Origin of the sequence: Rickettsia asembonensis, assembly GCF_000828125.2 — a bacterium.
Taxonomy (GTDB): Bacteria; Pseudomonadota; Alphaproteobacteria; order Rickettsiales; family Rickettsiaceae; genus Rickettsia; species Rickettsia asembonensis.
This window is the reverse complement of sequence record NZ_JWSW01000001.1, coordinates 37,198-59,335: the sequence shown is the minus strand read 5'-3', so window position 1 is coordinate 59,335 and position 22,138 is coordinate 37,198. Positions and strand designations below refer to the sequence as shown.

The following is a 22,138-nucleotide window of genomic DNA, read 5'->3' as shown; positions in this document are numbered from 1 at the left end:
ATGAAAGATGTTATTTTAATAACTAATGCCGGCTCATCTAGTTTAAAAATTTCTATTTTTGAAATTCAGAATAAAAAAGTTAAGGATAAAATTTATAATATTTTTTTAGAAAAGAACGACAATAAAATATTATTTCATATAAATAAAAAATAGGAATCTGCTACCGATATTAAAGATGATGCTATTGAAATGATGATTGATCTTTTTGAAGATTGGTGGAAAAAACAAGAGAATCTCAATTTAATTGCAACCGGTCACCGTATTGTCCATGGCGGGAAAAATTTTAATAAACCGGTTATTGTTAATGAAAAAGTTAGTGAAGATTTGAGAGTATTAATACCTCTAAGACCTTTGCATCAACCTTATAATTTGCAGGTACTGGATTTATTTCTTTAAAAATATAAAGAAATCTCGCATATAGTATGTTTTGATACGTCATTTCATTTTACCAATCAGTCTATTACGAAAGCTTTCGGTTTACCGAAAAAATATTATGATAAAGGGATAATTCGTTACGGTTTTCATGGGTTATCATATAAATATGTTAGTAGCCATTTTAAAGAAATGACAAAGGAAGATTTACCTACAAAGACTATTATAGCTCACTTAGGAAGCGGTAGTAGTCTATGTGCTATTAAAAATGGTCTTAGTCTAACAAGTTCCATGGGCTTTAGCGTACTTGACGGTGTTATGATGGGTACAAGGACAGGTAACCTTGATCCTGGAGTAGTGTTATATCTTATCGACCATGAGAAAATGACTACGAAAGAAGTAACTGAGTTACTATATAAGAAATCAGGATTACTCGGTATGTCCGGTGAAAACTCTGATATGCGTACCTTGCTTGCCAGTAACTCACCTGATGCTAAATTTGCTATAGATTTATTCGTGTGTCGCATTGTACTTGAAATAGGTAAGTTAATTGCTGCCCTTGAGGGGTTTGATTGTCTAATTTTTACTGCCGGTGTCGGACAGAATTCCCCTGTAATACGTGAAATGATTACCGAAAAATTTTTATGGCTAGGCATTAAAATAGATGATACAAAAAACCAAAAAAACGAGCATCTAATAAGTATATCTGATAGTAAGGTTAAAGTTTTTGCTGTGCCGACAAACGAAGAGCTAATCATCGCTGAGGAAGTGATGAAGTTTTTATAACACAAATTGGTTAATTTTTAATTACTTCTACCTCTATTTTTCTTTATTAACTTTTTTTGAAATAAAATATATGCAACTATAGATATATTTTTAACTTAAATTTTGAGGGAAGTTATGCCGGAAGATTTTGATAAAAAGAAAGCAGAAAAACAAATAAAGGATATTAAAAATAATAAGATAAATCCATATAATGATGCAATGAAGAAAGATTCTAGAGTGAATTTATGCAGAAGCAAGTTATAGCTAAAAACGCAGCAGTAGGTTATAAGGCAGCATTAAAAATAGAGCAGCAAGCAAAAGAAGCAGGTATTAGTTTAGATAAAGATGCTATGAGACGCTTAGAGAAAATAAAAAGTCGTTATATAGAAGCTACTAAGAAAGCAGAATTTCAAAAATTTCAAAGTGATCAAGTTTATAAAACGAATCAACAAAAAGCTGAAGCATTTAGGAGCGATGCAACAGCTGCTGCTAAAAAACAAAGAAAAGAATATTATAGGACAGGTGGGTGGGGTAAATAATTAAATTATAATTTTATTGTGTTAATTAGTACTGTCTACTATTTTAAACGTATGTCTATACTTCACGCTACAATCTTAACAGTTTTTCCTGAAATGTTTCCTGGTACTCTGGGGTATTCTTTAGCAGGGCAAGCCCTGCATAAAAATATTTGGTCATATGATGTTATCAATATTCGGGATTTCGGCCTAACTAAGCATAAAAATGTCGATGATGAAGCTTACGGCGGTGGTGACGGGCTTATAATACGTCCTGATGTTTTAGGCAGTAGTATAGATCATGCCCTTTCTTTAAATCCTAATGCTGAAATTTACTATCCTTCACCTCGCGGTAGAGTTTTTACTCAAAGCTTTGCTAAGGAGATGTTAAAAAATAAAAACCTTATATTCTTATGTGGACGTTACGAAGGGATTGACGAACGTGTGATTGAAGAGTATAATGTTAAAGAAATTAGTGTAGGCGACTACATTTTGTCCGGCGGAGAAATACCTATCCTTACCATTCTCGATTGCTTAATTAGACTACTGCCAGGTGTTTTAATGAACCAAAATACCTTATCTTCCGAGTCTTTTGAAGAAGACGGGGAATTTAAGGGCGGGCTTGAATGCGGTCTATATACAAGACCTGAAATTTGGCGTGATCGAGCTGTACCGAGTGTTTTATTATCTGGTAACCACAGGCTAATTAATGAGTGGAAAAAAGAGCAATCACGTATGATTACTAAATTACGCCGTCCGGAATTACTTAAAGATTTATAGAGTTAAGGAGTTAAAAAAATGAATATTATTGACCGCTTTGAACAGGAAAATATTTCAAAGCTTACTGCAAATAAAAAAAATCCTGATTTTGAAGCCGGTGATACAGTTAAGGTAACTGTTAAAATTATTGATAGATCGATTGAGAAAGACGGTAAGGAAAAATTAACGGAAAGATTTCAAGCTTATGAAGGTGTAGTTATCGCAAAAAGAAATCGCGGTATTACTTCATCTTTCTTAGTACGTAAAATTAGCCATGGTGAAGGTGTCGAAAGACGCTTTATGACTTACTCGCCGATAGTACACTCTATTGATGTAGTAAAATATGGGGTAGTTCGTCGTGCTAAACTTTATTATTTAAGAAATAGAAGCGGTAAGTCTGCTAGAATTAAAGAGAGACATATCCCTATTGCTAAAACTAAGGCAGCAAAAGCTTAAGTATAATGGGTGTCATACCGTGGCTTGACCACGGTATCCAGAAAACAATAAAAAATACTAATAATTTTAGTATTTTAAACTGGAATCCATGATCGAGCCGGTGTTGTTGCATGGATCGTTTTATGTTATTCCCGCGGAAGCGGAAATCCAATAAAACCTATAAAAAACTTGTTTTTTTAGGTTTATTTTTATAAGTTATTTTTCTGGATTCCCGCTTTTAGCTAGGAATGACATTGGCAGCTGAGCATAATTCTACATTTTCCTCGCAATGACATATGACTCAAATCCCTAAAGTATCTCTATAAAGTTCAAGCATAGCATCCTGCTCGGCAAGTTTATCTTTATCCAATTTCTTTAGTTTCAATATAGATTTCATAGCTTTAACATCAAATCCATGTGAATAAGCATCTTGGAAAATATCTTTTACTTCTTGAGATAAATCAGCTTTTTCTTGTTCTAATCTTTCTATTTTGCTTATATATTGCTCTAATTGTTCTTTTACTACTACTTCTGACATAAAAAATCGTTTAACCTTTTTGAATTTACTATATAATACAAATATACTGCTTATCTTTCAAGAATTGTTCTTTCATTTTATCAAGGATTCGCATCCTCACCTATTAAGTATAGGCTGCGGGTGCTCACCTCTCAAAATAAAATGATGATTCTTGAAATACAAGCAGTATATAACTTTTATTCAACGAAATATTAATAATGCAAATTTATCCTTTAAGACTTTTACCTAATAAAATCGATTTTGATTTTATGAACTTTAAAAAAGTCAGCTACACTTTCTCAATTATTTTATCACTCATTAGCTTTATTTGGATCGGTATATATAAATTTAATTTCGGTATTGATTTTGCCGGCGGTATAGTTATTGAAGTAAGGCTTGATCAAGCTCCTGATTTGCCAAAAATGCGGTGGGTTCTAGGTGAGCTTGGAATAGGTGAGGTGGTCTTACAGAATTTCGGTAGTGAGCGTGATTTATCGATTAGATTCGGTAGTAGTAGCGAAGAAAATCTCATGAAAAATATTGAGTTAATTAAAGCATCTTTGCAAAGTAATTTTCCGTATAAGTTTGAATATCGTAAGGTAGATTTTGTCGGTCCGCAAGTCGGTAGGCAGCTAATAGAAGCGGGGGCTATGGCGATGCTATTCTCTTTCTTAGCTATTATGGTTTATATTTGGGTGCGTTTTGAGTGGTATTTCGGTCTTGGTATACTTATCGCCTTAGTGCATGACGTAATACTCGCTCTTGGGTTTATGAGTATGACAAAGCTTGATTTTAACTTAAGCACTATTGCCGCAGTGTTAACTATTATAGGTTATTCCGTTAATGATTCGGTAGTAATATATGATAGGATTAGAGAAAATTTATGTAAATATCATAAAAAAAATATCATGGAAATTATAAATTTAAGTATCAATGAGACTTTATCAAGAACTATTTTAACGGTAATTACTACACTACTTGCCAATTTAGTCCTTATTCTTTTTGGTGGTGAGGCAATCCGTAGTTTTAGCGTCCTTGTATTTTTGGGGATAATAGCCGGTACTTATTCATCAATTTTTATATCCGCTCCAATACTTACAATGTTCGCTAATAGAAAGTTTGATAAGAAGAAATAAAGAGTGTTATATGTCATTCCCGCGTATGCGGGAATCCAGCATAAAGCGAGACAAGTCGAGATTTTAATTGTAAAAGCTTACAGTGTTTATGCTTTTTATTACTGGATTCCCGCATACGCGGGAATGACATAAACGTACATACCGTAATTTCTAAGAGAGTTTATGCTAAAAGAAGAAGACAAAATTTTTACTAACCTACATGGGCAGCAAAGCCATGATTTGAAATCTAGCAAGAAGCGAGGCGATTGGGATAATACTAAAGTTTTGCTTGATAAAGGTAGAGAGTTTATTATTGAAGAGGTCAAGAAATCAGGGCTTAGAGGGCGAGGCGGTGCCGGGTTTTCTACAGGCATGAAATGGTCGTTTATGCCCAAAAATTCAGAGAAGCTTTGCTATTTAGTAGTAAATGCTGATGAGTCTGAGCCAGGTACTTGCAAAGACCGTGATATATTAAGGTTTGAGCCGCATAAATTAATAGAAGGTTGCTTGCTTGCAAGCTTTGCTATAGGAGCAAATAATTGTTATATCTATATTAGAGGTGAGTTTTATAATGAAGCTTCTAATATTCAGTGTGCCTTAGATGAAGCTTATAAAGACGGGTTAATAGGAAAGAATGCTTGTGGTTCGGGTTTCGATTGTAATATTTATTTACACCGCGGGGCGGGGGCTTATATTTGCGGTGAGGAAACTGCATTACTTGAAAGCTTAGAGGGTAAAAAAGGCATGCCTCGTTTAAAGCCGCCTTTTCCTGCCGGATTTGGGCTATATGGCTGCCCGACTACTATAAATAATGTTGAGTCTATTGCAGTAGTGCCGACCATTTTAAGACGAGGAGCTAGTTGGTTTGCTTCTATCGGTAAGCCTAACAATACCGGTACTAAGATTTTCTGCATATCGGGGCATGTTAATAAGCCTTGTAATGTTGAAGAGGCAATGGGAATTTCGTTAAAAGAATTGATTGAGAAATATGCTGGCGGTGTTCGAGGCGGTTGGGATAATCTTAAAGCCATAATTCCGGGCGGTTCTTCCGTACCTTTACTTCCTAAGTCATTATGTGAAGTAGATATGGATTTTGATAGTTTGAGAACCGCAGGTTCCGGACTTGGTACAGGTGGTATTATAGTTATGGATAAATCTACCGACATTATTTATGCAATAGCAAGGCTTAGTAAATTTTACATGCATGAATCATGCGGGCAATGTACTCCTTGCCGTGAAGGTACGGGCTGGATGTGGCGAGTTATGATGCGGCTAGTTAAAGGTAATGCCCAAAAATCCGAGATAGACGAACTTCTTAATGTTACGAAAGAAATAGAGGGGCATACTATTTGTGCCTTAGGTGATGCAGCAGCTTGGCCGATCCAAGGGCTGATACGCCATTTTAGAAGTGAGATTGAGGAGAGAATTAGTGTGGGTGTCGTCTCGTAATGTCACCCCGTGGCTTGTCCACGGGGTCTAGTTAAAAATACTAATATTATTAGTATTTTTAGTTATTTTTCTGGATACCGTGGTCAAGCCACGGAATGACACCGAACAGGTTTTTCAAGCCACGTACAAATATTTAAAAATAATTAAGAGATTATGCAAACAGATAATACAAAATCAAATACTAATAAAACAGCTAAGCAAGAGTGGGGGTCTTTTGCTTTTGTAATATGTATCACTTTACTTATTAGAATACTTATTATGGAACCATTTACCGTTCCGACCGGTTCTATGAAAGCAACCATACTTGAGAATGACTATATATTTTCTACGAAATATAGTTATGGTTATAGTAATTATTCTTTATCTTTTTTTGATTTTATTCCTCTTTTTAAAGGACGAATATTTGCTTGTGAACCGGAGCGTGGCGATATTGTAGTTTTTCGTCCGCCTAACGATATGAATGTTAGATATATAAAGCGTTTAATAGGGCTACCCGGCGATAAAATTCAATTGATTGATGACGTAATATATATTAACGATAAAAAAATAGAACGCACGGAAGTTGGAACTTATATAAGCGAAGAGGGAATAAAATATTTGAAGTTTAAAGAAACCTTGCCAAACGGTAGAACATATTTTTCTTATAAGCTTGCTCCTATTTTTGGCGTTATATATAATGATAGATACGGTAACACGGATGTTTTTTATGTACCTGAAGGAAAATATTTCTTTTTAGGGGATAATAGAGATCAGTCAAATGATAGTAGAGTAAATCTTGGATTTGTACCGTTTGAAAATTTTATTGCTAAAGCACAATTTATTTGGTTCTCAACAAAAATAACTTGGTGGGATAATGATATAGGAGTTATTAATCTAGTACTAAGGTTAAAACCATGGGTTGAATCTGTTAGGTTAAATCGAATTTTCAGAAATCTTTATAACACGGATTAGTATACTCGTTTAATTTGAAAAATTGGCGGCGTTACTTTTCGCTTATAATCCTCACGTATTATATATACGCTGCGGTTATAAGCTTCAAAGTGCCTTGCTCTTTTCCAAATTAAATCTCGTCTACATCGGCGTCACATTTATCAGAGGTTTAATGGTAGCATTTGAGAAGTTAGAAAAGCTGCTTGGCTATAGTTTCAAAAATAAAGAGCTTTTAATAGAAGCGTTGAGTCATCCGTCTTTAAGACAACATCATGAGTATAAGGATGATAAAGATTATGAACGATTAGAGTTCCTAGGTGATGCTGTATTAAATTTAGTAGTCACGGAAATTTTATTTAGAAATTTTGCAAATTATAATGAGGGAAATTTAGCTAAAATTAGATCATATTTAGTTTGCAAAGAAACAATATGTGTGGTTGGGACCAAGCTCACTTTAAAAGATTATATAATTATGACTCATGGTGAAGAAGTAGCAGGAGGGCGGGATAATCCTAATAATATAGAAAATGCTACGGAAGCTTTGATTGCAGCTATATATCTTGATAGCAATATTGAAACAACCCGTAATATTATCGGGAAATTATGGGCAGAATTTATAAAAATTCAGAATTTAACGGATTATGATCCAAAAACTGCTTTACAAGAATGGGCTCAAGCGAGTAGCCATCACCTACCTATATACCGTCTGATAAAAAGAGAAGGAGCAGTCCATTCATCAACTTTTACGGTGCTTGTGAAAGTAAAAGATTATGAACAAACAGGCACGGGGCATTCTATAAAAGAAGCAGAGAAAAACGCAGCACGAAGCTTACTGCACAGGCTTAAAAATGACTAATAGACATCTTTCCAAACCAGCTTATAGAGAGGAATTTAAAGGAGACACGGAAGCGCTTGCCACCGCAGCGTACACTTTAGTACGTGAGGATGCGAGTACTGGATCGACGTCTAAATTACCTCTAGAAGCGAAGTGTGGGAAGATGTCTAATCAGAAAACAATTTCGGTTTGTATAATAGGGCGACCTAATAGCGGAAAGTCGACTTTGTTAAATAGAATAATCGGTGAGAAGCTTTCAATCGTTACTCCAAAAGTTCAAACGACTAGGTCAATTATTACCGGTATTATTACCTTAAAAGATACGCAGGTGATTTTATACGATACGCCCGGTATATTTGAGCCGAAAGGGAGCTTAGAGAAAGCAATGGTCAGATGTGCGTGGTCTAGTTTGCATAGTACGGATTTAGTAATGTTAATTATCGATAGTTTAAAACCGTTTGATGATGTAACGCACGATATTTTAGATAAGCTTTGCTCACTTAATATTGTTCCGATATTTTTATTGAATAAAATAGACATCGAATCAAAATATCTAGATGATATTAAAGCTTTTTTAACGGAAAATCATTCTGATAGTTTGCTTTTTCCTATATCTGCTTTATCGGGCAAAAATATTGATGGATTACTTGAATATATAACAGGTAAGGCAAAAATTTCTCCTTGGCTTTATGCAGAAGACGACATAACGGATTTACCAATGCGTTTTATTGCGGCAGAAATTACAAGAGAGCAATTATTTTTTAATTTGCAGCAAGAACTACCTTATAAATTAACCGTACAAACCGAAAAATGGGAAGAACTCAAAGATAAATCCGTAAAGATTAATCAGGTTATAGTAGTTTCAAGAGAGAGCTATAAAACTATAATACTTGGTAAAAACGGCTCTAAAATCAAAGAGATAGGAGCAAAATCTCGAATGCAAATGGAGCGGTTTTTTGGATTTCCTGTTCATTTATTTTTATTTGTTAAGGTACGTGAACTGTGGGAAAATAACCCGGATTTTTATAAGTATATGAGAGTAAAGTGATATGTGGAAATATTCTAAATTTATTCTTTTTATTTTATTATTTATTTCTTCAATAATTACTGAAGCTAAAACGGTTTCTTATACTGAATATTATAATAAAGGTGTCGAATTTTATCAGATAGGTCAATATGAATTAGCTCTTGAGACATTTAGTAAGGGTATTAAGATAAATCCTAATGATACAAATTTATACAATAGTAAAGGAGTTGTTTTAAGTGATTTAGGAAAATATGATTTAGTACTTGAAGCATCTAATAAAGCTATAGAGATGAATTCTAATAATTCAAATTTATATAGTGATCGTGCTAGTGTTTTCGCTGGATTAGGTAAATATAATTTAGCTCTTGAAGATATTAATAGAGCAATAAAATTAAACTCTAGTAATAATCTTGATTTTTATTACAATAAAAGTTTAATTTTACTTAAATTAGGCAAACGGTGATGAAGCACTTAAGGCGATTAATAAGGCACTTGAGCTAAATCCTGATTACGCTGAAGCACAGGGAATGAAAAAATCTTTATTAAAAGAAAAAGCTAAATAATTGTGGTGTTTGCTTGGTACTGGAGTGTGGATAGTATGTCATTCCCGCGTAGGCAGGAATCTAGAAAAAAGCGAAATTATTTGAGCTTTTAATTTTAAAAATTTAGTGTGTTTATATTTTTTAATAACTAGATTCCCGCCTTTGCGGGAATGACATAAAAGCCATGCAATGACGATTTTAGAAAAATAAAATAATAACTATGATAGTACTTGGGATTGATCCGGCACTTGGGAGTCTTGGATGGGCGGTGGTTGCAAAGGATACCGCAAAGCTGAAATATTTAGCTAGCGGTATTATTAAAACAAATAGTAAGGATGAAATTCATAATAGACTTGCCTTTATTAACAGTACATTAGAAAAAGTAATATTAGAATATCAACCAAATATGGTAGCGATTGAAGAAACATTTGTTAATACTAATAGCGTGACTTCGTTAAAGCTCGGCTATGCTAGAGGGGCGATAATGTCGCTAATCGGTAGATATAATTTGGATATGCGGGAGTTTAAGCCGAATACGGTAAAAAAAAACGTGACTGGTTATGGGCATGCAGAGAAAGACCAAATTTTGCATATGATAAAGTTACTTTTGCCTGGAACTTCTATTATTACTAACTCTGATGAAGCTGACGCAGTTGCAATCGCTTATACTTGTCATGTTATGAGGGTTTAAATGAATCCGGTTATAATGTTAGTTGCCCCGCAAATGGGTGAGAATATTGGTGCTACTGCAAGAGCAATGAAGAATTTCGGCTTAAATGAGCTTAGAATCGTAGCTCCAAGAGACGGCTGGCCTAATGAGCAAGCACGTAGTAATGCAGTCGGAGCGGTTAATATTATAGATAATGCAAAAGTTTATGATAGTCTTGAGGATTGTATTAAAGACCTCGAATATTTATATGCTACTACTTGCATTAAAAGGGTTATGAATAAAGATTATGTATTTTCACAAAATTTACCTTTAGATTATCCAAATTCTGCAAAAGTTGGGATAATGTTCGGGAGGGAAAATAACGGGCTTAGTAATGAAGAAATCTCACTTTCCAATAAGATTATCACTATTAATACAACCGAATTTAGTTCATTAAATATTGCTCAAGCGGTTATTATTATATGCTATGAATTATTTCGTAATTCTACGCCTAGAGAAGATATATACAATATTCAAAATTAGCTACTAAAGAAGAAATAGAGCATTTTTTAGCAAATTTATTCGGCAGACTCGATAAAGCCGGCTTCTTCAAAGCTCCTGACAAAAAGCCCGCTATGCAGCAAAATATCACTAATATATTTACACGTACCAATAGCCTCTCTTCCCCTGAAGTTCAAACACTGCAAGGCATTATAAAGTCTTTGAATCAATAGCATCTAGTAACTTCTTAAGTTCAGGAACATAATTTCTTATCCGGCTATAGATTTCATCGGCAAGTTTTTTATCGTAAGTATGAGATGTCATATTACGATCAGTAAGCATATAAATCCATAAACTCTCATCATTTATAATACCGGTAACAAAAGCTTCCCTTATCACTTCTTTAGGATAGTGAAGAACTGTGCCTTTTTGAGAAAAATATTCTTTTAAAAACTTCTAAGCGAGTTCAAAAGTAAATTCAAATCTTTGTATAGTGGCATCAATATAAGCCCTATCTGCTGTGACTGGTTTTAAATAGATATCTTCAAGTGTCATAAAAGCTTTACGAAATTTTTCAAGCTTAAGGTTTATTTTTGACATATATAATTTTTTTCTCTTTTAATATATTTTCATAAAGTTCAGAGCTTGTTTTAGTATTTTCAAACCTTACACAATCTATCTTTAAAAGGGTGTCGGCATTCTCTATAATATCCATAACTTTTAGCCATTCTTGATCTGTAATATTAGGGCAGATAATTGCAATATCAATATCGGAACGCTCATCGTTATCCCCTCTAGCACGAGAACCGAAAAGCCATATTTCTTCAACGAATGATAAAGACTTTAACTTCTCAATAAATATATATGATTTTATATCTTTATCCATATAATTACCAGCTTTTGGTTAAAGATTTAATAATTTTAGCTACTCTTTCTGCTTCATTTAAAGGTTGATAGCTATATTCTTCTAGCATTGTTACGGACTCATCAAAAGTTTTTGCTATTTTCTGCTCTACTAATTGCTTTATAAAAATCTTATGCTTTGAGGAATTAAAATTTGATGGGCAGAATATATAAAGAGGCTTGCCGCTTGATGCTGCTTCACTGCACATTGAAATCGAGTCGGCTGTAGAGATTATATATTTTGCATTGGCAAGCATAGCTATATAAGGATTATAGCCTGTGTCTTCGTTCGGGTCATAAATAATTGTGGAGGATGACATATTATTTTTAATAATTGATTTTACGGCTTGTGGTGTACGTCTACTAAAACTAATAAAAAACGGTATTTGTTGATTAGTATATATTTTATTTAATAATGAAGAAAATAAAACAGCTTCCTCTTCGTTGAAATTAAATTTTTTATTATTCCCACCGATTATCACGGCAATAAAATGTTTAAGATCAGAATAATGTTTTTGGAGTTCCAAGTTCGCCGCAGCGAACTTTTCGGTTACGTTGTTGATAGCTCCGTTGATAGGGATGATGTTTTTGTGCTCGGTGTCATCCCATGGCTTGACCACGGGATCCAGAAAATAACTTATAATACTAATTATTTTAGAATTTTTACTGGATCCCGTGGTCAAGCCACGGGATGACAAGTGACGGCAATCATGATAAGGCAGAATAACGGCATCAAATGTATTATAGGGAAGATTAGGTTGCATTATTTGGATTAGCTTAATATCTTTAAATTTCTTTTTTAAATAAAATGCTAAAACTGCCGTTCTTCTGCCGGCGGTAATTATCATGTCAGGTGAAGGTTTTGCCATAATATCTTGCAATAGTTCACTTTTTATATGAATAGGATAATATTTTAGTAAGAAATTCGGTAGCTTAGCTAAGCAATTATATTGCAATTTAATTAAAGTGTAATCTGTAGCTAATTTTGATATTGTTGCATGGCTCGATTTTTCAGTTGTCATCCCGCGAGCTTGTAGCGGGATCCAGTCTTCTTTAATTTTTTTTTGGATACCGTGGTCAAGCCATGGGATGACACCGAGAGCGTTTTTCGATCCATGCAATAATACCGTTAGTTTTTCTGCAAGTGCAATAACCTGATGCGTGTTGCCTGTTCTATCATCTGCCAATACGTATATTCTCATGATAAATATTCTTTTAAAGGTAATGTTAATAAATCTGTTAGAGGTAGTGATTTATCGCAAGCATAGGCTATTTGCGGCATAATCGGGATTTGAGCGATTAGTGGGATATTATATTTTTGCGATAAATGCCCGCCGCTATTATTTTCAAACATATAACTCATATTCTCAATTATTCCCAAAATAGGTAAATTTAGTTTTTGATATAAATCTATAGAACGTATTACGTCTATTTCCGATATTTTTTGTGGCGTAGTTACAATTATTACGCCGTCTAAATGATAATTCTCTAAAAGGCTTAAATGAATATCACCAGTTCCCGGTGGCATATCGATAATTAGATAATCTAAATTATCCCATTTTGTTACTGATAATAATTGATAAATGGTCTTACTTGCCATAGGACCGCGCCAAATAATTGCCGAATGGTCTTTAACAAAAAAGCCTATAGAAATAACTTGGATGCTTTTTACCGTTATCGGTATTATTCGTCCATCTATTGTTTTCGGTACTTCGTTAATGCCGAATATATACGGAATTGATGGACCGTAAATATCCGCATCCACTATTCCTACTCGGTATTTTTCTAGACTCAATTGCTGAGCAATAAGAGCCGATATTGTAGATTTTCCGACTCCGCCTTTACCTGACGCTACTAAGATAATTTTTTTTACGTTTTCTATAAAATGTTTTGGTTTTTGAGCTTTTTTCTCCATCGGTTTACTTTCGGTAAAAACAATTGTTATTTTATTTATTTCCGAAATCTCATTAAGCTTATCAATTGCTTTAGTTTTTATTTCTTCGCCTTCTAACTTGTTTTTACCTGATATATCTATGGAAAAACCTATATTATTACCCTTAATTATAATATCCGATATAACTTTATTTAAAAAAGTACCGTCTTTAAAGATAATATGCTGAAGTTTATCGATAATTTGCTTTTGGTGTAAATCCGCCATAATTAAATTTCCTTTTTAAGGCTGTTTTAAGTTCGTAACTTGACGTTATATGCTATAATATATATAATCACTTAATCCTTAAAATAATATAAAAAAGCAAATGCTTAGTAAAAAATATAGCTCGATTTTAAAAAAATCCCCATGGAAAGATTTTGATTCTAATAAAGACGATAACATATTCACAAGACCGCGTAAAAATCAATTTAATTTTGATAAATTTCAATTCCAGTTTAATTTCAATGCTAAAACAATAATTTTAGCTGTTGTCGCAGTGATTGCTTTATGGCTTGCTTCGGGTATTTATGAAATAAAAGAAGGTGAAGAAGCAGCGGTAATAAGATTTGGGCGTTTTGTGCGTAAGGGCTACCCTGGGCTTAATTATCATTTGCCTGCCCCTTTTGAAAAGATAATAGTTGAGAAAGTTAAACAATCACGCCGAATTGAGATTGGTTATCGTACAAATAGCTCGGCACGTAGCGGTGGTGATAATACTAAAAATATTGTCGGTGAAAGTATAATGCTTACAGGTGATGAAAATATCGTTGCTTTAAATTGTGACGTAATGTGGCATATTAATAACCTTGAAGATTTTATTTTTAACGTACAAAGACCTGAAGAAACAGTAAAAGCAACGGTAGAAAGTGCTGTTAGAGAAGTAATAGGTAATACTCCTATTTCGTGGGTATTATCTGATCAAAAGCAGGAAATTACTTATAAAATAGAAAAATTAGCACAGAAGATACTGGATAGTTACAATGCCGGTGTTATGATTGAGAAAGTACAATTATTAAAAGCCGAACCGCCTGCCGAAGTAATAGACGCTTATAGAGATGTACAAACTTCAAAAGCAGATAAAGAGAAAGAAATAAATCAAGCTCAAGCCTATAATAATAAGATTTTGCCGGAAGCTAGAGGAGCAGCAGCAAAGATTATACAAGAAGCAGAAGGTTATAAAGAAGAAGTTATATCAAAAGCAGAAGGTGATAGCCAAAGATTTAATGCTATTTATAAACAATATACTATAGGTAGGCAAGTAACTAGAGATAGGTTATATTTAGAAGTAGTCGAAGAGATATTAGGCGGTTCAAATAAAACGATTATTAATAATGCACTACTGCCGCATATGGCTATTACTCGATGAACTTCAAAAATTGGCTGCGTCGTTCTACAAAATCTGCGGTACTCACGTATTAAGTATACGTTGCGTTTCTCGACTTGTGAACTCCTTGCTCTTTTTGAAGTTGATCTTCGTAATATTCATTTTACATAGTGTTCTTTTAAGAATCACTTAATAAGACTAAACAACAAGGAATATTAAATGCAACAAAAGATTTATTATATAATTTTTACAATTGTTTTTGGGCTGATACTGATTTTTAGCTCCTTATTTTCGGTGGACCAACGCCAATCTGCTGTAGTATTCCAGTTTGGTGAAGCAGTTAGAACTATAGAAAATCCAGGGCTAAATATTAAAATCCCGTTTATTCAAAACGTTGAATTTTTTGATAAACGTCTTTTAGATGTTGAGGTTGAGGCAAAAGAATTAACGGCTGCCGACGGTAAACGAGTTATTGTTGATGCTTATGCCAAATTCCAAATTAATAATCCCGTAATGTTTTATAAAACGGTACATGATTATCAAGGCGTGAAAATCAGATTGACTCGTAATCTTGAATCGTCGATGCGTAAGATGATAGGTAAAGTTTCGCTTAGCAGTCTTTTAACACAAGAACGTAGTGATATAATGCTAAATATCTTAAATCAAGTAGACGTAGAAGCTAAAAGCTTTGGTATTGATGTGGTAGATGTTAGAATTTTAAGAGCAGACTTACCGAAAGAAAATAGTGCAGCTATTTATCGTCGTATGCAAACGGCACGTGAAAAGGAAGCAACCCAAATTAGAGCAGAAGGACAAGAAGAAAGCGTGCGTATTCGTTCAAAAGCAGATAAAGAAAGTAAAATAATACTTGCTAAAGCTTATCGAGATGCACAAATTATCAAAGGTGACGGCGATGAGAAAGCGGCAAAAATATATAATTCTGCTTATTCCGTCGATCCGGAATTTTATAAATTTTATAGATCACTTTTAGTATATAAAAATTCTTTAAAGAAAGAAGATACTAATTTTGTAATTTCACCTGAGGCTGAAGTTTTAAAATACCTTAATTTAACTAAGTAGTATAATCGTTTACTTACTGTTCATTTTACTTTGGAGTATATGATAGACCTAAAAATAGTTCTTGTTATAATAGTTTTAATATCAAGTAATATTGTTCTAGCAAAAGAAAATAGTAAATCTTTAAAAGTAGCGGAGCAAGATGAGAATGAATTTACGGCAATAAATTCTGCTCCTTTAAAAGTAAGTGAAGCTGCCCGTTATAGCTTTGCTGATATAGTTGAGCCGTTAATTCCTGCAGTCGTTAATATTTCAACAATAGAATATGTTAATAGTAAGTCGGAAAATGCTAAGAAAGATCCACTGCAAGAAAAAAAGCCTTTAGACTTCATTAATGATTTTTTAGAAAAGCTTAATATACCGCTGAATTTGGAAGAGGTCGATCAAACTCCTAAAAGCGTTCCGCTTGGTTCAGGGTTTATTATTGAGCCTAACGGTTTAATAGTGACAAACTATCATGTAATTGCAAATGTTGATAAAATTAATATAAAACTTGCAGATAATACCGAATTATCGGCTAAATTAATAGGTAGCGATACTAAAACCGATTTAGCGCTCTTAAAAATAGATAGTGAGGAACCGTTACCGTTTGTTGAGTTTGGAGATTCAAATGATGCAAGAATAGGAGACTGGGTTATTGCAATCGGTAATCCATTCGGTAATCTAGGCGGTACGGTGACAAGCGGTATTATTTCCTCTAAAGGGCGGGATATCGATATAGATACGGATAATATAGTCGATAATTTTATTCAAACGGATGCTGCAATTAATAACGGTAATTCCGGCGGTCCTATGTTTAATTTGGATCAAAAAGTAATAGGCGTAAATACGGCAATTTTTTCACCGCTCGGTACTAATATAGGTATTGGTTTTGCAATACCGTCAAATACTGCAAAGCCCATAATCGAACGTCTTAAGAAAGATGGAAAAGTAAGTAGAGGACGCCTTGGAGTAACAATACAAGATTTAACCGAGGAAATTTCTGAAGGGTTAGGGCTTAAAGATACTAGGGGGGTGTTAGTAGCTAAAGTACAAGAAGATGGTCCAGGTGATAAAGCAGGAATTAAAACAGGTGATATAATAATAGAGTTTGCAGATATACCGGTTAAAAATACTAAAAAATTGCGTGTAATTATTGCAGATGCTCCTATTGATCAGGAAGTAAAAGTAAAAATACTTCGCGATAAAAAAGAGCTTGAATTACCTATTAAAATTACTTCAGATAATGAAGAAGTTACCAAAGATTCTACAGAAGAGACCAATAAAGAAGAAATAACAAACAAAGAAGAAAGTAATTTATCTATTACTAAAAATAATATTACTTTTAGTAATTTGACTGAAGAATTAAAACAACAATATAATATTCCGAGCGATAAGGCGGGAATAGTTATAACCAATATTGATGAAGAAGAAAGTAGCTTCAAAATTGGCGATCTGATAACCAATATTAATCAGGAAAGCATAGACAATATAAGTAAGCTAGAAGAATTATATGAAAATGCAAAAAAATCGAATAAGCAAAATATTTTGCTCTTGATTGAAAGGGGCGATACAAGTGTATTTGTACCGTTATCGGTGGTGTGATTAAATGTCATACCGTGGCTTGACCACGGTATCCGATATTTTTTAATTTTTAACTAGATACCGTGGTCAAGCCACGGTATGACACCTAAATAATTTATGAATGAAAAAATAGCAATTTTAAGTGCATATAGTTTTGTTAATATAGAAGAACCGGCGAATTTGATACCGAAACTTTTGCTTATCGGTAAAAAAAAATATGTTAGAGGTACTATTTTATTAGCTAACGAAGGTTTTAACGGTTCTTTTTCAGGCTCATATGAAAATGTAAATCTTGTACTTGAAGAACTAATAAAACTAACCTCTCCCAAAGATGTTAACGTTAAAATAAATTATAGTGATGTTCATCCTTTTCAAAAGCTGAAGATAAGGCTTAAGAAAGAGATTGTAGCGATGAATGTTGAAGATTTGAATGTTGATTTATTTAAAGGTGAGTATATAGAGCCGAAAGATTGGGACGAATTTATCACCAAACAAAATGTTATAGTAATAGATACTCGTAATGATTATGAAGTAGAGGTCGGTACATTTAAATCGGCAATTAATCCTAATACTAAAACATTTAAGCAGTTTCCTGCTTGGGTTCAGCAGAATCAAGAATTGCTCAAAGGTAAAAAAATTGCTATGGTTTGTACAGGTGGTATTAGGTGTGAAAAATCCACCAGTTTACTTAAAAGCATAGGTTATGATGAAGTGTATCATTTAAAGGGTGGTATATTGCAGTATTTAGAAGATACGCAAAATAAGAATAATTTATGGCAAGGTGAATGTTTTGTCTTTGATGATAGAAGAGCAGTTGTGGATGACTTATCACCCGCTGAAGGGCATTGGTTACAGAGATAGATGTCATTGACCTAGTGGTGTATGAACGTATAGGATGTCATTCCATACCTAATCGTCATTGCGAGCAGTCATAGGCTGCGTGGACCATAAAATACATTCGGTGTCATCCCGTGGCTTGTCCACGGTATCCAGTAAAACACCTAAGAATACTAATAATATTAGTATTCTTAACTAGACCCCGTGGACAAGCCGCGGGGTGACAATGGTTGGTTTTACCAGTCCACGCGGGAATGACATAGCCCTTTTTTATTTATTAGAAATATATGACTAAAACTAAACAAGAAATTTATAATAAGCGTCCGACTTCGCCGCATTTAAGCATATATAAGCCGCAAATTAGTTCTACTTTATCGATTTTGCATCGTATGACCGGCGTAGCTCTATTTTTTGCAGTATCGATTTTGGCGTGGTGGTTGATTCTTAGCAAATATGACAATAATTATTTACAACTTGCTAATTGCTGCATTATAAAAATATGCTTAGTAGCAGTAAGCTACGCTTGGTTTTATCATTTATGTAACGGTATTCGGCATTTATTCTGGGATATCGGTTACGGCTTTTCTATAAAAGCAGTTAATATCACCGGTTGGTGTGTAGTTGTATGTTCTATATTATTAACTATGTTACTATGGGTATAAAAGTATAAATAAGAATAATGAAAACCACTTTACCTGAACGTTCTTTAAAGATTGAAGCAAGGCTTAATTTTATAGTGCAGCAAATTTTAGATATTGTACAAGATAAAATTGCCATGATTATCTTGTATGGTTCGTTTGCTAGAGGTGGTTGGGTACGTGATTTACCTAACGGCTATCATAGCGATACCGATATTTTGATAATTCTAAAAAAAGGTAAATATAAAGGACATGTTGCTTTAAGGTTAGAAGATAATATATATAAAAGATTAGAAAAGACGGGCATAATAAAAAATCAGATTATTCCATATGATTCAGAGATATCCATAATTCTTGAATCAATAGACGAGGTAAATAGGCAGTTAGAGAAAGGGCGTTATTTTTTCACTGATATTAAGAAAGAAGGAATTCTTTTATATGATAGCAGCGAGTTTGTTTTAAGCGAAGCTAAAGATTTACCTTGGAGCGAGGTAAAAGAAATTGCTAAAGAAGATTATGAGCAATGGTATGAAAGAGGATATGGTTTTTTAGATGGAGCATATAACTTCCTCGAAAAACAAAAACATGCATTAGCAGCTTTTATGCTTCACCAAGCCACGGAAAGTTTTTATAGTACAATTTTATTAGTTTTTTCTCGTTATAAGCCAAAGTTGCATGATATAAAAAAATTAGGGGGCAAAGCAGAAAACTACAATAGTGAGTTATTGCAAGTATTTCCTATAGCAACGCCGGAGCAAAAAGAATGTTTTGAGTTGCTTCAAAAAGCATATGTTGATGCAAGATATAATAAAAATTATAAAATTACCAAAGAACAGCTTTTATATTTGATTGATAGAATTGAAAAGCTAAAACAAATAACAGAAAAAATATGTTTAGAGAAAATTAATGGTATATGATTTTAAAGCAGAAATTGTAAAAGCAAAAAATAGCGGTTCTGCTAAAAGTGGTTCTCATCATTGGTTATTGCAAAGAGTAACGGGGATTATATTAGCTTTATGTTCTATATGGTTAATATATTTTACGCTAACTAACAAAAATAATGACATAAATATTATTATGTGGGAGCTTAAAAAGCCTTTTAACGTAGTAGCATTGTTAATTACGGTGGCTATTTTGTTGTATCATGCAATGCTTGGTATGCGTGTAGTGATTGAGGATTATGTAAGTTGTCACAAATTACGTAATATATTGATTATAATAGTGCAATTATTTTGTATTGTGACTATTGCAGCTTTTGTAGTAGCGATGTTTTATAGGGGGTAAAAATTGTCATACCGCGGCTTGACCGCGGTATCCAGAAAACAGTTTATAGCATTATTGTGTATTGAATTACTGGACCACGTGGTCAAGCCACGGGGTGACAGGAATATGCAATTCACGTATCAAAATAATAAAAAATTAATTTAATGACCAAAGCGTATAATATCATACATCATAAATTTGATGTAGTAGTTGTAGGTGCGGGCGGAGCTGGGCTTCGTTCTGCATTCGGTATGGCTAAAGAAGGTCTAAATACCGCCTGTATAACTAAGTTGTTTCCAACCCGTAGTCATACTGTGGCTGCTCAAGGTGGAATCAGTGCAGCTCTTGGGAATATGGGCGAAGATGATTGGTATTGGCATATGTATGATACGGTGAAAGGTTCAGACTGGTTAGGTGATCAGGATGCCATCGAGTATATGTGCAAGAATGCTCCCGATGCGATTTTAGAACTTGAGCATTACGGGGTACCTTTTTCAAGAACCGAAGAGGGGAAAATTTACCAACGCCCTTTTGGTGGTATGACAACAGAGTACGGTAAAGGAAAAGCGGCTCAGCGTACATGTGCTGCGGCAGATCGTACGGGGCATGCCATACTTCATACTTTATATCAGCAATCACTGAAGCATAAAGTGCAGTTTTTTGTTGAATATTTTGCTATTGATTTATTGATGGAAGACGGCGAATGTAGAGGTGTAGTTGCGTGGAATTTAGATGACGGTAGTCTGCATTGTTTTAGAGCTCATAATGTAGTGCTTGCAACGGGCGGATACGGGCGTGCTTATTTTTCAGCAACGTCTGCTCACACTTGTACGGGTGACGGAGGTGGTATGGCGATTAGAGCAGGTTTGCCGCTGCAAGATATGGAGTTTGTACAGTTCCATCCAACAGGCATATATTCGGCAGGCTGTCTTATTACCGAGGGAGCTAGAGGTGAAGGTGGATATCTCGTTAATGCAAACGGAGAGCGTTTTATGGAGCGTTACGCTCCAGCTGCAAAGGATTTAGCTTCAAGAGACGTAGTTTCAAGAGCGATGACTATCGAGATTCGTGAAGGGCGAGGAGTCGGCGAGCATAAAGATCATGTATTCCTGCATTTAAATCATTTATCGCCTGAGATTTTACATAGCCGTTTGCCAGGTATTTCTGAGACGGCTAAAATTTTTGCCGGTGTTGATGTCACTAAAGAGCCGATACCGGTACTTCCTACAGTTCATTATAATATGGGCGGGATACCGACTAATTACCACGGTCAAGTCATTATTAAAGATGGTACTAATCATAATAGCGTAGTAAAAGGCCTTATGGCAATTGGTGAAGCAGCTTGCGTATCGGTACACGGTGCTAATCGATTAGGTTCAAACTCTTTACTTGATTTAGTAGTATTCGGTAGAAGTAGTGCTTTAAAAACAGCTGAGCTTATTAGTCCAGCGAGTCCCCATAAGCCTATAAAAGAAGAAAGGCTTGAAAAAATTATAAATAGATTTGATAAAGTCCGTCACGCTAACGGTAATATTTTAGTTGCAGATTTAAGGCTTAAAATGCAAAGAACTATGCAAAGTCACGCTTCGGTATTTAGAACTCAAGAAGTACTAGATGAAGGAGCAGGAATGATTAGCGAAATAAGAAGCGGCTATAAAGATATAAAAATTAACGATAAATCTTTAATTTGGAATAGTGATTTAGTGGAGGCTTTAGAGCTAGATAATCTACTTGATCAGGCTTTGGTAACGGTATATTCGGCAGCTGCAAGAAAAGAAAGTAGAGGAGCTCATGCTAGGGAAGATTATCCTGATCGTAATGATGGAGATTGGATGAAACATACTCTTAGCTCTATCGATGAAGCAGGTAAAGTAGTTCTTGATTATAAACCTGTAACGCTAACCACTTTAACCGATGAGATAAGTGCAATTCCACCGGCAAAAAGAGTGTATTAATGTATATACTCGGTGAATTTCAAAAATTGGCATCGTTGTTTCGTAGATACCAAATCGTCATTGTGAGGAGGCATTGTTGCGTAGACTCCCAGTCGTCATTGCGAGAAGAATTACGTAGTAATTCGACAAAGCAATCCAGTTAAAAAATACTAATTTATAGCATTTTTTGTTTTTTTCTAGATTGCCACGTCGCTTCGCTCCTCGCAATGACGAAAACACCGATCCAAGCAGGAA

Annotated in this window: 27 protein-coding genes and 2 pseudogenes; 22 read left to right on the top strand and 7 right to left on the bottom strand. The window is 34.2% G+C overall.

Annotated features, from left to right (window positions below; all coding sequences use genetic code 11):
- The 5 genes and pseudogenes from SB78_RS00400 to rplS all read left to right on the top strand — a co-directional run bounded on the left by SB78_RS00400 (position 1) and on the right by rplS (position 2,867).
- Positions 1-1,158: pseudogene (locus tag SB78_RS00400) on the top strand (acetate/propionate family kinase).
- Positions 1,159-1,272: 114 nt separating this feature from the next.
- Positions 1,273-1,401, top strand: a complete 129-nt coding sequence (locus tag SB78_RS11385; RefSeq protein ID WP_023507302.1) for a hypothetical protein — start codon at positions 1,273-1,275, stop codon at positions 1,399-1,401.
- Positions 1,383-1,676: a hypothetical protein gene (locus SB78_RS00395; protein ID WP_041077567.1), complete on the top strand. Its 294-nt coding sequence runs from the start codon at positions 1,383-1,385 to the stop codon at positions 1,674-1,676. Before SB78_RS11385 ends, SB78_RS00395 begins: the two co-directional genes overlap by 19 nt.
- A gap of 51 nt (positions 1,677-1,727) precedes the next feature.
- Positions 1,728-2,432 carry a tRNA (guanosine(37)-N1)-methyltransferase TrmD gene (gene trmD / locus SB78_RS08695; protein WP_041077565.1) on the top strand — a complete coding sequence of 235 codons (705 nt, stop codon included), beginning with the start codon at positions 1,728-1,730 and terminating at the stop codon, positions 2,430-2,432.
- 18 nt (positions 2,433-2,450) lie between these two features.
- On the top strand, positions 2,451-2,867 hold the full coding sequence (gene rplS / locus SB78_RS08690) for a 50S ribosomal protein L19 (RefSeq protein ID WP_041077563.1): 417 nt from the start codon (positions 2,451-2,453) through the stop codon (positions 2,865-2,867).
- On the opposite strand, the gene SB78_RS10435 is transcribed toward rplS, so the two are convergent.
- Positions 2,848-3,018, bottom strand: a complete 171-nt coding sequence (locus tag SB78_RS10435) for a hypothetical protein (RefSeq protein WP_241773629.1) — start codon at positions 3,016-3,018, stop codon at positions 2,848-2,850. The genes rplS and SB78_RS10435 overlap by 20 nt on opposite strands.
- A 129-nt stretch (positions 3,019-3,147) precedes the next feature.
- Positions 3,148-3,384: a DUF2312 domain-containing protein gene (locus tag SB78_RS00380; protein ID WP_041077561.1), complete on the bottom strand. Its 237-nt coding sequence runs from the start codon at positions 3,382-3,384 to the stop codon at positions 3,148-3,150.
- Between the two features lie 197 nt (positions 3,385-3,581).
- Here SB78_RS00380 and secF point away from each other — a divergent pair, with 197 nt between their 5' ends.
- The 8 genes and pseudogenes from secF to SB78_RS00340 all read left to right on the top strand — a co-directional run bounded on the left by secF (position 3,582) and on the right by SB78_RS00340 (position 10,644).
- A complete protein-coding gene (gene secF, locus SB78_RS00375; protein WP_041077559.1) occupies positions 3,582-4,499 on the top strand; it encodes a protein translocase subunit SecF in 918 nt (305 codons plus the stop codon).
- Positions 4,500-4,661: 162 nt separating this feature from the next.
- Positions 4,662-5,927: an NADH-quinone oxidoreductase subunit NuoF gene (nuoF, locus tag SB78_RS00370; RefSeq protein ID WP_041077557.1), complete on the top strand. Its 1,266-nt coding sequence runs from the start codon at positions 4,662-4,664 to the stop codon at positions 5,925-5,927.
- Positions 5,928-6,080: 153 nt separating this feature from the next.
- Positions 6,081-6,878, top strand: coding sequence for a signal peptidase I (gene lepB, locus SB78_RS00365; protein ID WP_041077555.1), 798 nt, complete (start codon positions 6,081-6,083; stop codon positions 6,876-6,878).
- 151 nt (positions 6,879-7,029) lie between these two features.
- Positions 7,030-7,713 (top strand): ribonuclease III, encoded by a 684-nt coding sequence (rnc, locus tag SB78_RS00360; RefSeq protein ID WP_041077553.1) that lies wholly within the window; start codon positions 7,030-7,032, stop codon positions 7,711-7,713.
- A 142-nt stretch (positions 7,714-7,855) separates the two neighbouring features.
- Positions 7,856-8,740 (top strand): GTPase Era, encoded by an 885-nt coding sequence (gene era / locus SB78_RS00355; RefSeq protein ID WP_041077605.1) that lies wholly within the window; start codon positions 7,856-7,858, stop codon positions 8,738-8,740.
- A 1-nt stretch (position 8,741) separates the two neighbouring features.
- A complete protein-coding gene (locus SB78_RS00350; RefSeq protein ID WP_052458450.1) occupies positions 8,742-9,182 on the top strand; it encodes a tetratricopeptide repeat protein in 441 nt (146 codons plus the stop codon).
- A gap of 299 nt (positions 9,183-9,481) precedes the next feature.
- Positions 9,482-9,952, top strand: a complete 471-nt coding sequence (gene ruvC / locus SB78_RS00345) for a crossover junction endodeoxyribonuclease RuvC (RefSeq protein ID WP_041077551.1) — start codon at positions 9,482-9,484, stop codon at positions 9,950-9,952.
- Positions 9,953-10,644, top strand: a pseudogene (locus tag SB78_RS00340) (RNA methyltransferase).
- On the opposite strand, the gene SB78_RS10430 reads toward SB78_RS00340, so the two are convergent.
- The 5 genes from SB78_RS10430 to SB78_RS00320 are packed head-to-tail and all read right to left on the bottom strand — an operon-like array spanning position 10,622 to position 13,472.
- Positions 10,622-10,810: an HI0074 family nucleotidyltransferase substrate-binding subunit gene (locus tag SB78_RS10430; protein ID WP_041077549.1), complete on the bottom strand. Its 189-nt coding sequence runs from the start codon at positions 10,808-10,810 to the stop codon at positions 10,622-10,624. The pseudogene SB78_RS00340 and the gene SB78_RS10430 overlap by 23 nt on opposite strands.
- 57 nt (positions 10,811-10,867) lie before the next feature.
- Positions 10,868-11,011 carry a hypothetical protein gene (locus SB78_RS10425; protein ID WP_241773628.1) on the bottom strand — a complete coding sequence of 48 codons (144 nt, stop codon included), beginning with the start codon at positions 11,009-11,011 and terminating at the stop codon, positions 10,868-10,870.
- Positions 10,992-11,297: a nucleotidyltransferase domain-containing protein gene (locus SB78_RS00330; protein ID WP_040256930.1), complete on the bottom strand. Its 306-nt coding sequence runs from the start codon at positions 11,295-11,297 to the stop codon at positions 10,992-10,994. The genes SB78_RS10425 and SB78_RS00330 overlap by 20 nt, the downstream gene beginning before the upstream one ends.
- A 4-nt stretch (positions 11,298-11,301) precedes the next feature.
- The gene (locus tag SB78_RS00325; RefSeq protein WP_041077545.1) at positions 11,302-12,516 is read right to left on the bottom strand and encodes a mitochondrial fission ELM1 family protein; all 1,215 of its coding nucleotides are present in this window, start codon (positions 12,514-12,516) and stop codon (positions 11,302-11,304) included.
- The gene (locus SB78_RS00320; protein WP_041077543.1) at positions 12,513-13,472 is read right to left on the bottom strand and encodes an Mrp/NBP35 family ATP-binding protein; all 960 of its coding nucleotides are present in this window, start codon (positions 13,470-13,472) and stop codon (positions 12,513-12,515) included. Before SB78_RS00320 ends, SB78_RS00325 begins: the two co-directional genes overlap by 4 nt.
- A 100-nt stretch (positions 13,473-13,572) precedes the next feature.
- Here SB78_RS00320 and hflK point away from each other — a divergent pair, with 100 nt between their 5' ends.
- The 9 genes from hflK to sdhA all read left to right on the top strand — a co-directional run bounded on the left by hflK (position 13,573) and on the right by sdhA (position 21,904).
- Complete coding sequence (gene hflK, locus SB78_RS00315; protein WP_041077541.1) at positions 13,573-14,613, top strand: FtsH protease activity modulator HflK; 1,041 nt, start codon at positions 13,573-13,575, stop codon at positions 14,611-14,613.
- A 177-nt stretch (positions 14,614-14,790) separates the two neighbouring features.
- Complete coding sequence (hflC, locus tag SB78_RS00310; protein ID WP_041077538.1) at positions 14,791-15,651, top strand: protease modulator HflC; 861 nt, start codon at positions 14,791-14,793, stop codon at positions 15,649-15,651.
- Positions 15,652-15,690: 39 nt separating this feature from the next.
- A complete protein-coding gene (locus SB78_RS00305; protein ID WP_041077536.1) occupies positions 15,691-17,232 on the top strand; it encodes a Do family serine endopeptidase in 1,542 nt (513 codons plus the stop codon).
- A 96-nt stretch (positions 17,233-17,328) separates the two neighbouring features.
- Entirely contained in the window at positions 17,329-18,072 is a 744-nt protein-coding gene (gene trhO / locus SB78_RS00300; protein WP_041077534.1) for an oxygen-dependent tRNA uridine(34) hydroxylase TrhO, read from the top strand.
- Between the two features lie 263 nt (positions 18,073-18,335).
- Complete coding sequence (gene sdhC, locus SB78_RS00295; RefSeq protein WP_041077532.1) at positions 18,336-18,710, top strand: succinate dehydrogenase, cytochrome b556 subunit; 375 nt, start codon at positions 18,336-18,338, stop codon at positions 18,708-18,710.
- Between the two features lie 17 nt (positions 18,711-18,727).
- The gene (locus SB78_RS00290; RefSeq protein ID WP_041077530.1) at positions 18,728-19,603 is read left to right on the top strand and encodes a HEPN domain-containing protein; all 876 of its coding nucleotides are present in this window, start codon (positions 18,728-18,730) and stop codon (positions 19,601-19,603) included.
- Positions 19,593-19,970: a succinate dehydrogenase, hydrophobic membrane anchor protein gene (gene sdhD, locus SB78_RS00285; protein ID WP_041077528.1), complete on the top strand. Its 378-nt coding sequence runs from the start codon at positions 19,593-19,595 to the stop codon at positions 19,968-19,970. The genes SB78_RS00290 and sdhD overlap by 11 nt, the downstream gene beginning before the upstream one ends.
- 3 nt (positions 19,971-19,973) lie before the next feature.
- Complete coding sequence (locus SB78_RS10420; protein ID WP_241773627.1) at positions 19,974-20,114, top strand: palindromic element RPE4 domain-containing protein; 141 nt, start codon at positions 19,974-19,976, stop codon at positions 20,112-20,114.
- The gene (gene sdhA, locus SB78_RS00280) at positions 20,114-21,904 is read left to right on the top strand and encodes a succinate dehydrogenase flavoprotein subunit (RefSeq protein WP_041077526.1); all 1,791 of its coding nucleotides are present in this window, start codon (positions 20,114-20,116) and stop codon (positions 21,902-21,904) included. Before SB78_RS10420 ends, sdhA begins: the two co-directional genes overlap by 1 nt.
- The last annotated feature ends 234 nt before the right edge of the window (positions 21,905-22,138 follow it).

Excerpts from the sequence above, each read along its gene's own strand:
- SB78_RS11385 (WP_023507302.1), top strand. The coding sequence starts at position 1,273 with ATGCCGGAAGATTTTGATAAAAAGAAAGCAGAAAAACAAATAAAGGAT.
- SB78_RS00395 (WP_041077567.1), top strand. The coding sequence starts at position 1,383 with ATGCAGAAGCAAGTTATAGCTAAAAACGCAGCAGTAGGTTATAAGGCA.
- trmD (WP_041077565.1), top strand. The coding sequence starts at position 1,728 with ATGTCTATACTTCACGCTACAATCTTAACAGTTTTTCCTGAAATGTTT.
- rplS (WP_041077563.1), top strand. The coding sequence starts at position 2,451 with ATGAATATTATTGACCGCTTTGAACAGGAAAATATTTCAAAGCTTACT.
- SB78_RS00380 (WP_041077561.1), bottom strand. The coding sequence starts at position 3,384 with ATGTCAGAAGTAGTAGTAAAAGAACAATTAGAGCAATATATAAGCAAA.
- secF (WP_041077559.1), top strand. The coding sequence starts at position 3,582 with ATGCAAATTTATCCTTTAAGACTTTTACCTAATAAAATCGATTTTGAT.
- nuoF (WP_041077557.1), top strand. The coding sequence starts at position 4,662 with ATGCTAAAAGAAGAAGACAAAATTTTTACTAACCTACATGGGCAGCAA.
- lepB (WP_041077555.1), top strand. The coding sequence starts at position 6,081 with ATGCAAACAGATAATACAAAATCAAATACTAATAAAACAGCTAAGCAA.
- rnc (WP_041077553.1), top strand. The coding sequence starts at position 7,030 with ATGGTAGCATTTGAGAAGTTAGAAAAGCTGCTTGGCTATAGTTTCAAA.
- era (WP_041077605.1), top strand. The coding sequence starts at position 7,856 with ATGTCTAATCAGAAAACAATTTCGGTTTGTATAATAGGGCGACCTAAT.
- SB78_RS00350 (WP_052458450.1), top strand. The coding sequence starts at position 8,742 with ATGTGGAAATATTCTAAATTTATTCTTTTTATTTTATTATTTATTTCT.
- ruvC (WP_041077551.1), top strand. The coding sequence starts at position 9,482 with ATGATAGTACTTGGGATTGATCCGGCACTTGGGAGTCTTGGATGGGCG.
- SB78_RS10425 (WP_241773628.1), bottom strand. The coding sequence starts at position 11,011 with ATGTCAAAAATAAACCTTAAGCTTGAAAAATTTCGTAAAGCTTTTATG.
- SB78_RS00330 (WP_040256930.1), bottom strand. The coding sequence starts at position 11,297 with ATGGATAAAGATATAAAATCATATATATTTATTGAGAAGTTAAAGTCT.
- SB78_RS00325 (WP_041077545.1), bottom strand. The coding sequence starts at position 12,516 with ATGAGAATATACGTATTGGCAGATGATAGAACAGGCAACACGCATCAG.
- SB78_RS00320 (WP_041077543.1), bottom strand. The coding sequence starts at position 13,472 with ATGGCGGATTTACACCAAAAGCAAATTATCGATAAACTTCAGCATATT.
- hflK (WP_041077541.1), top strand. The coding sequence starts at position 13,573 with ATGCTTAGTAAAAAATATAGCTCGATTTTAAAAAAATCCCCATGGAAA.
- hflC (WP_041077538.1), top strand. The coding sequence starts at position 14,791 with ATGCAACAAAAGATTTATTATATAATTTTTACAATTGTTTTTGGGCTG.
- SB78_RS00305 (WP_041077536.1), top strand. The coding sequence starts at position 15,691 with ATGATAGACCTAAAAATAGTTCTTGTTATAATAGTTTTAATATCAAGT.
- trhO (WP_041077534.1), top strand. The coding sequence starts at position 17,329 with ATGAATGAAAAAATAGCAATTTTAAGTGCATATAGTTTTGTTAATATA.
- sdhC (WP_041077532.1), top strand. The coding sequence starts at position 18,336 with ATGACTAAAACTAAACAAGAAATTTATAATAAGCGTCCGACTTCGCCG.
- SB78_RS00290 (WP_041077530.1), top strand. The coding sequence starts at position 18,728 with ATGAAAACCACTTTACCTGAACGTTCTTTAAAGATTGAAGCAAGGCTT.
- sdhD (WP_041077528.1), top strand. The coding sequence starts at position 19,593 with ATGGTATATGATTTTAAAGCAGAAATTGTAAAAGCAAAAAATAGCGGT.
- sdhA (WP_041077526.1), top strand. The coding sequence starts at position 20,114 with ATGACCAAAGCGTATAATATCATACATCATAAATTTGATGTAGTAGTT.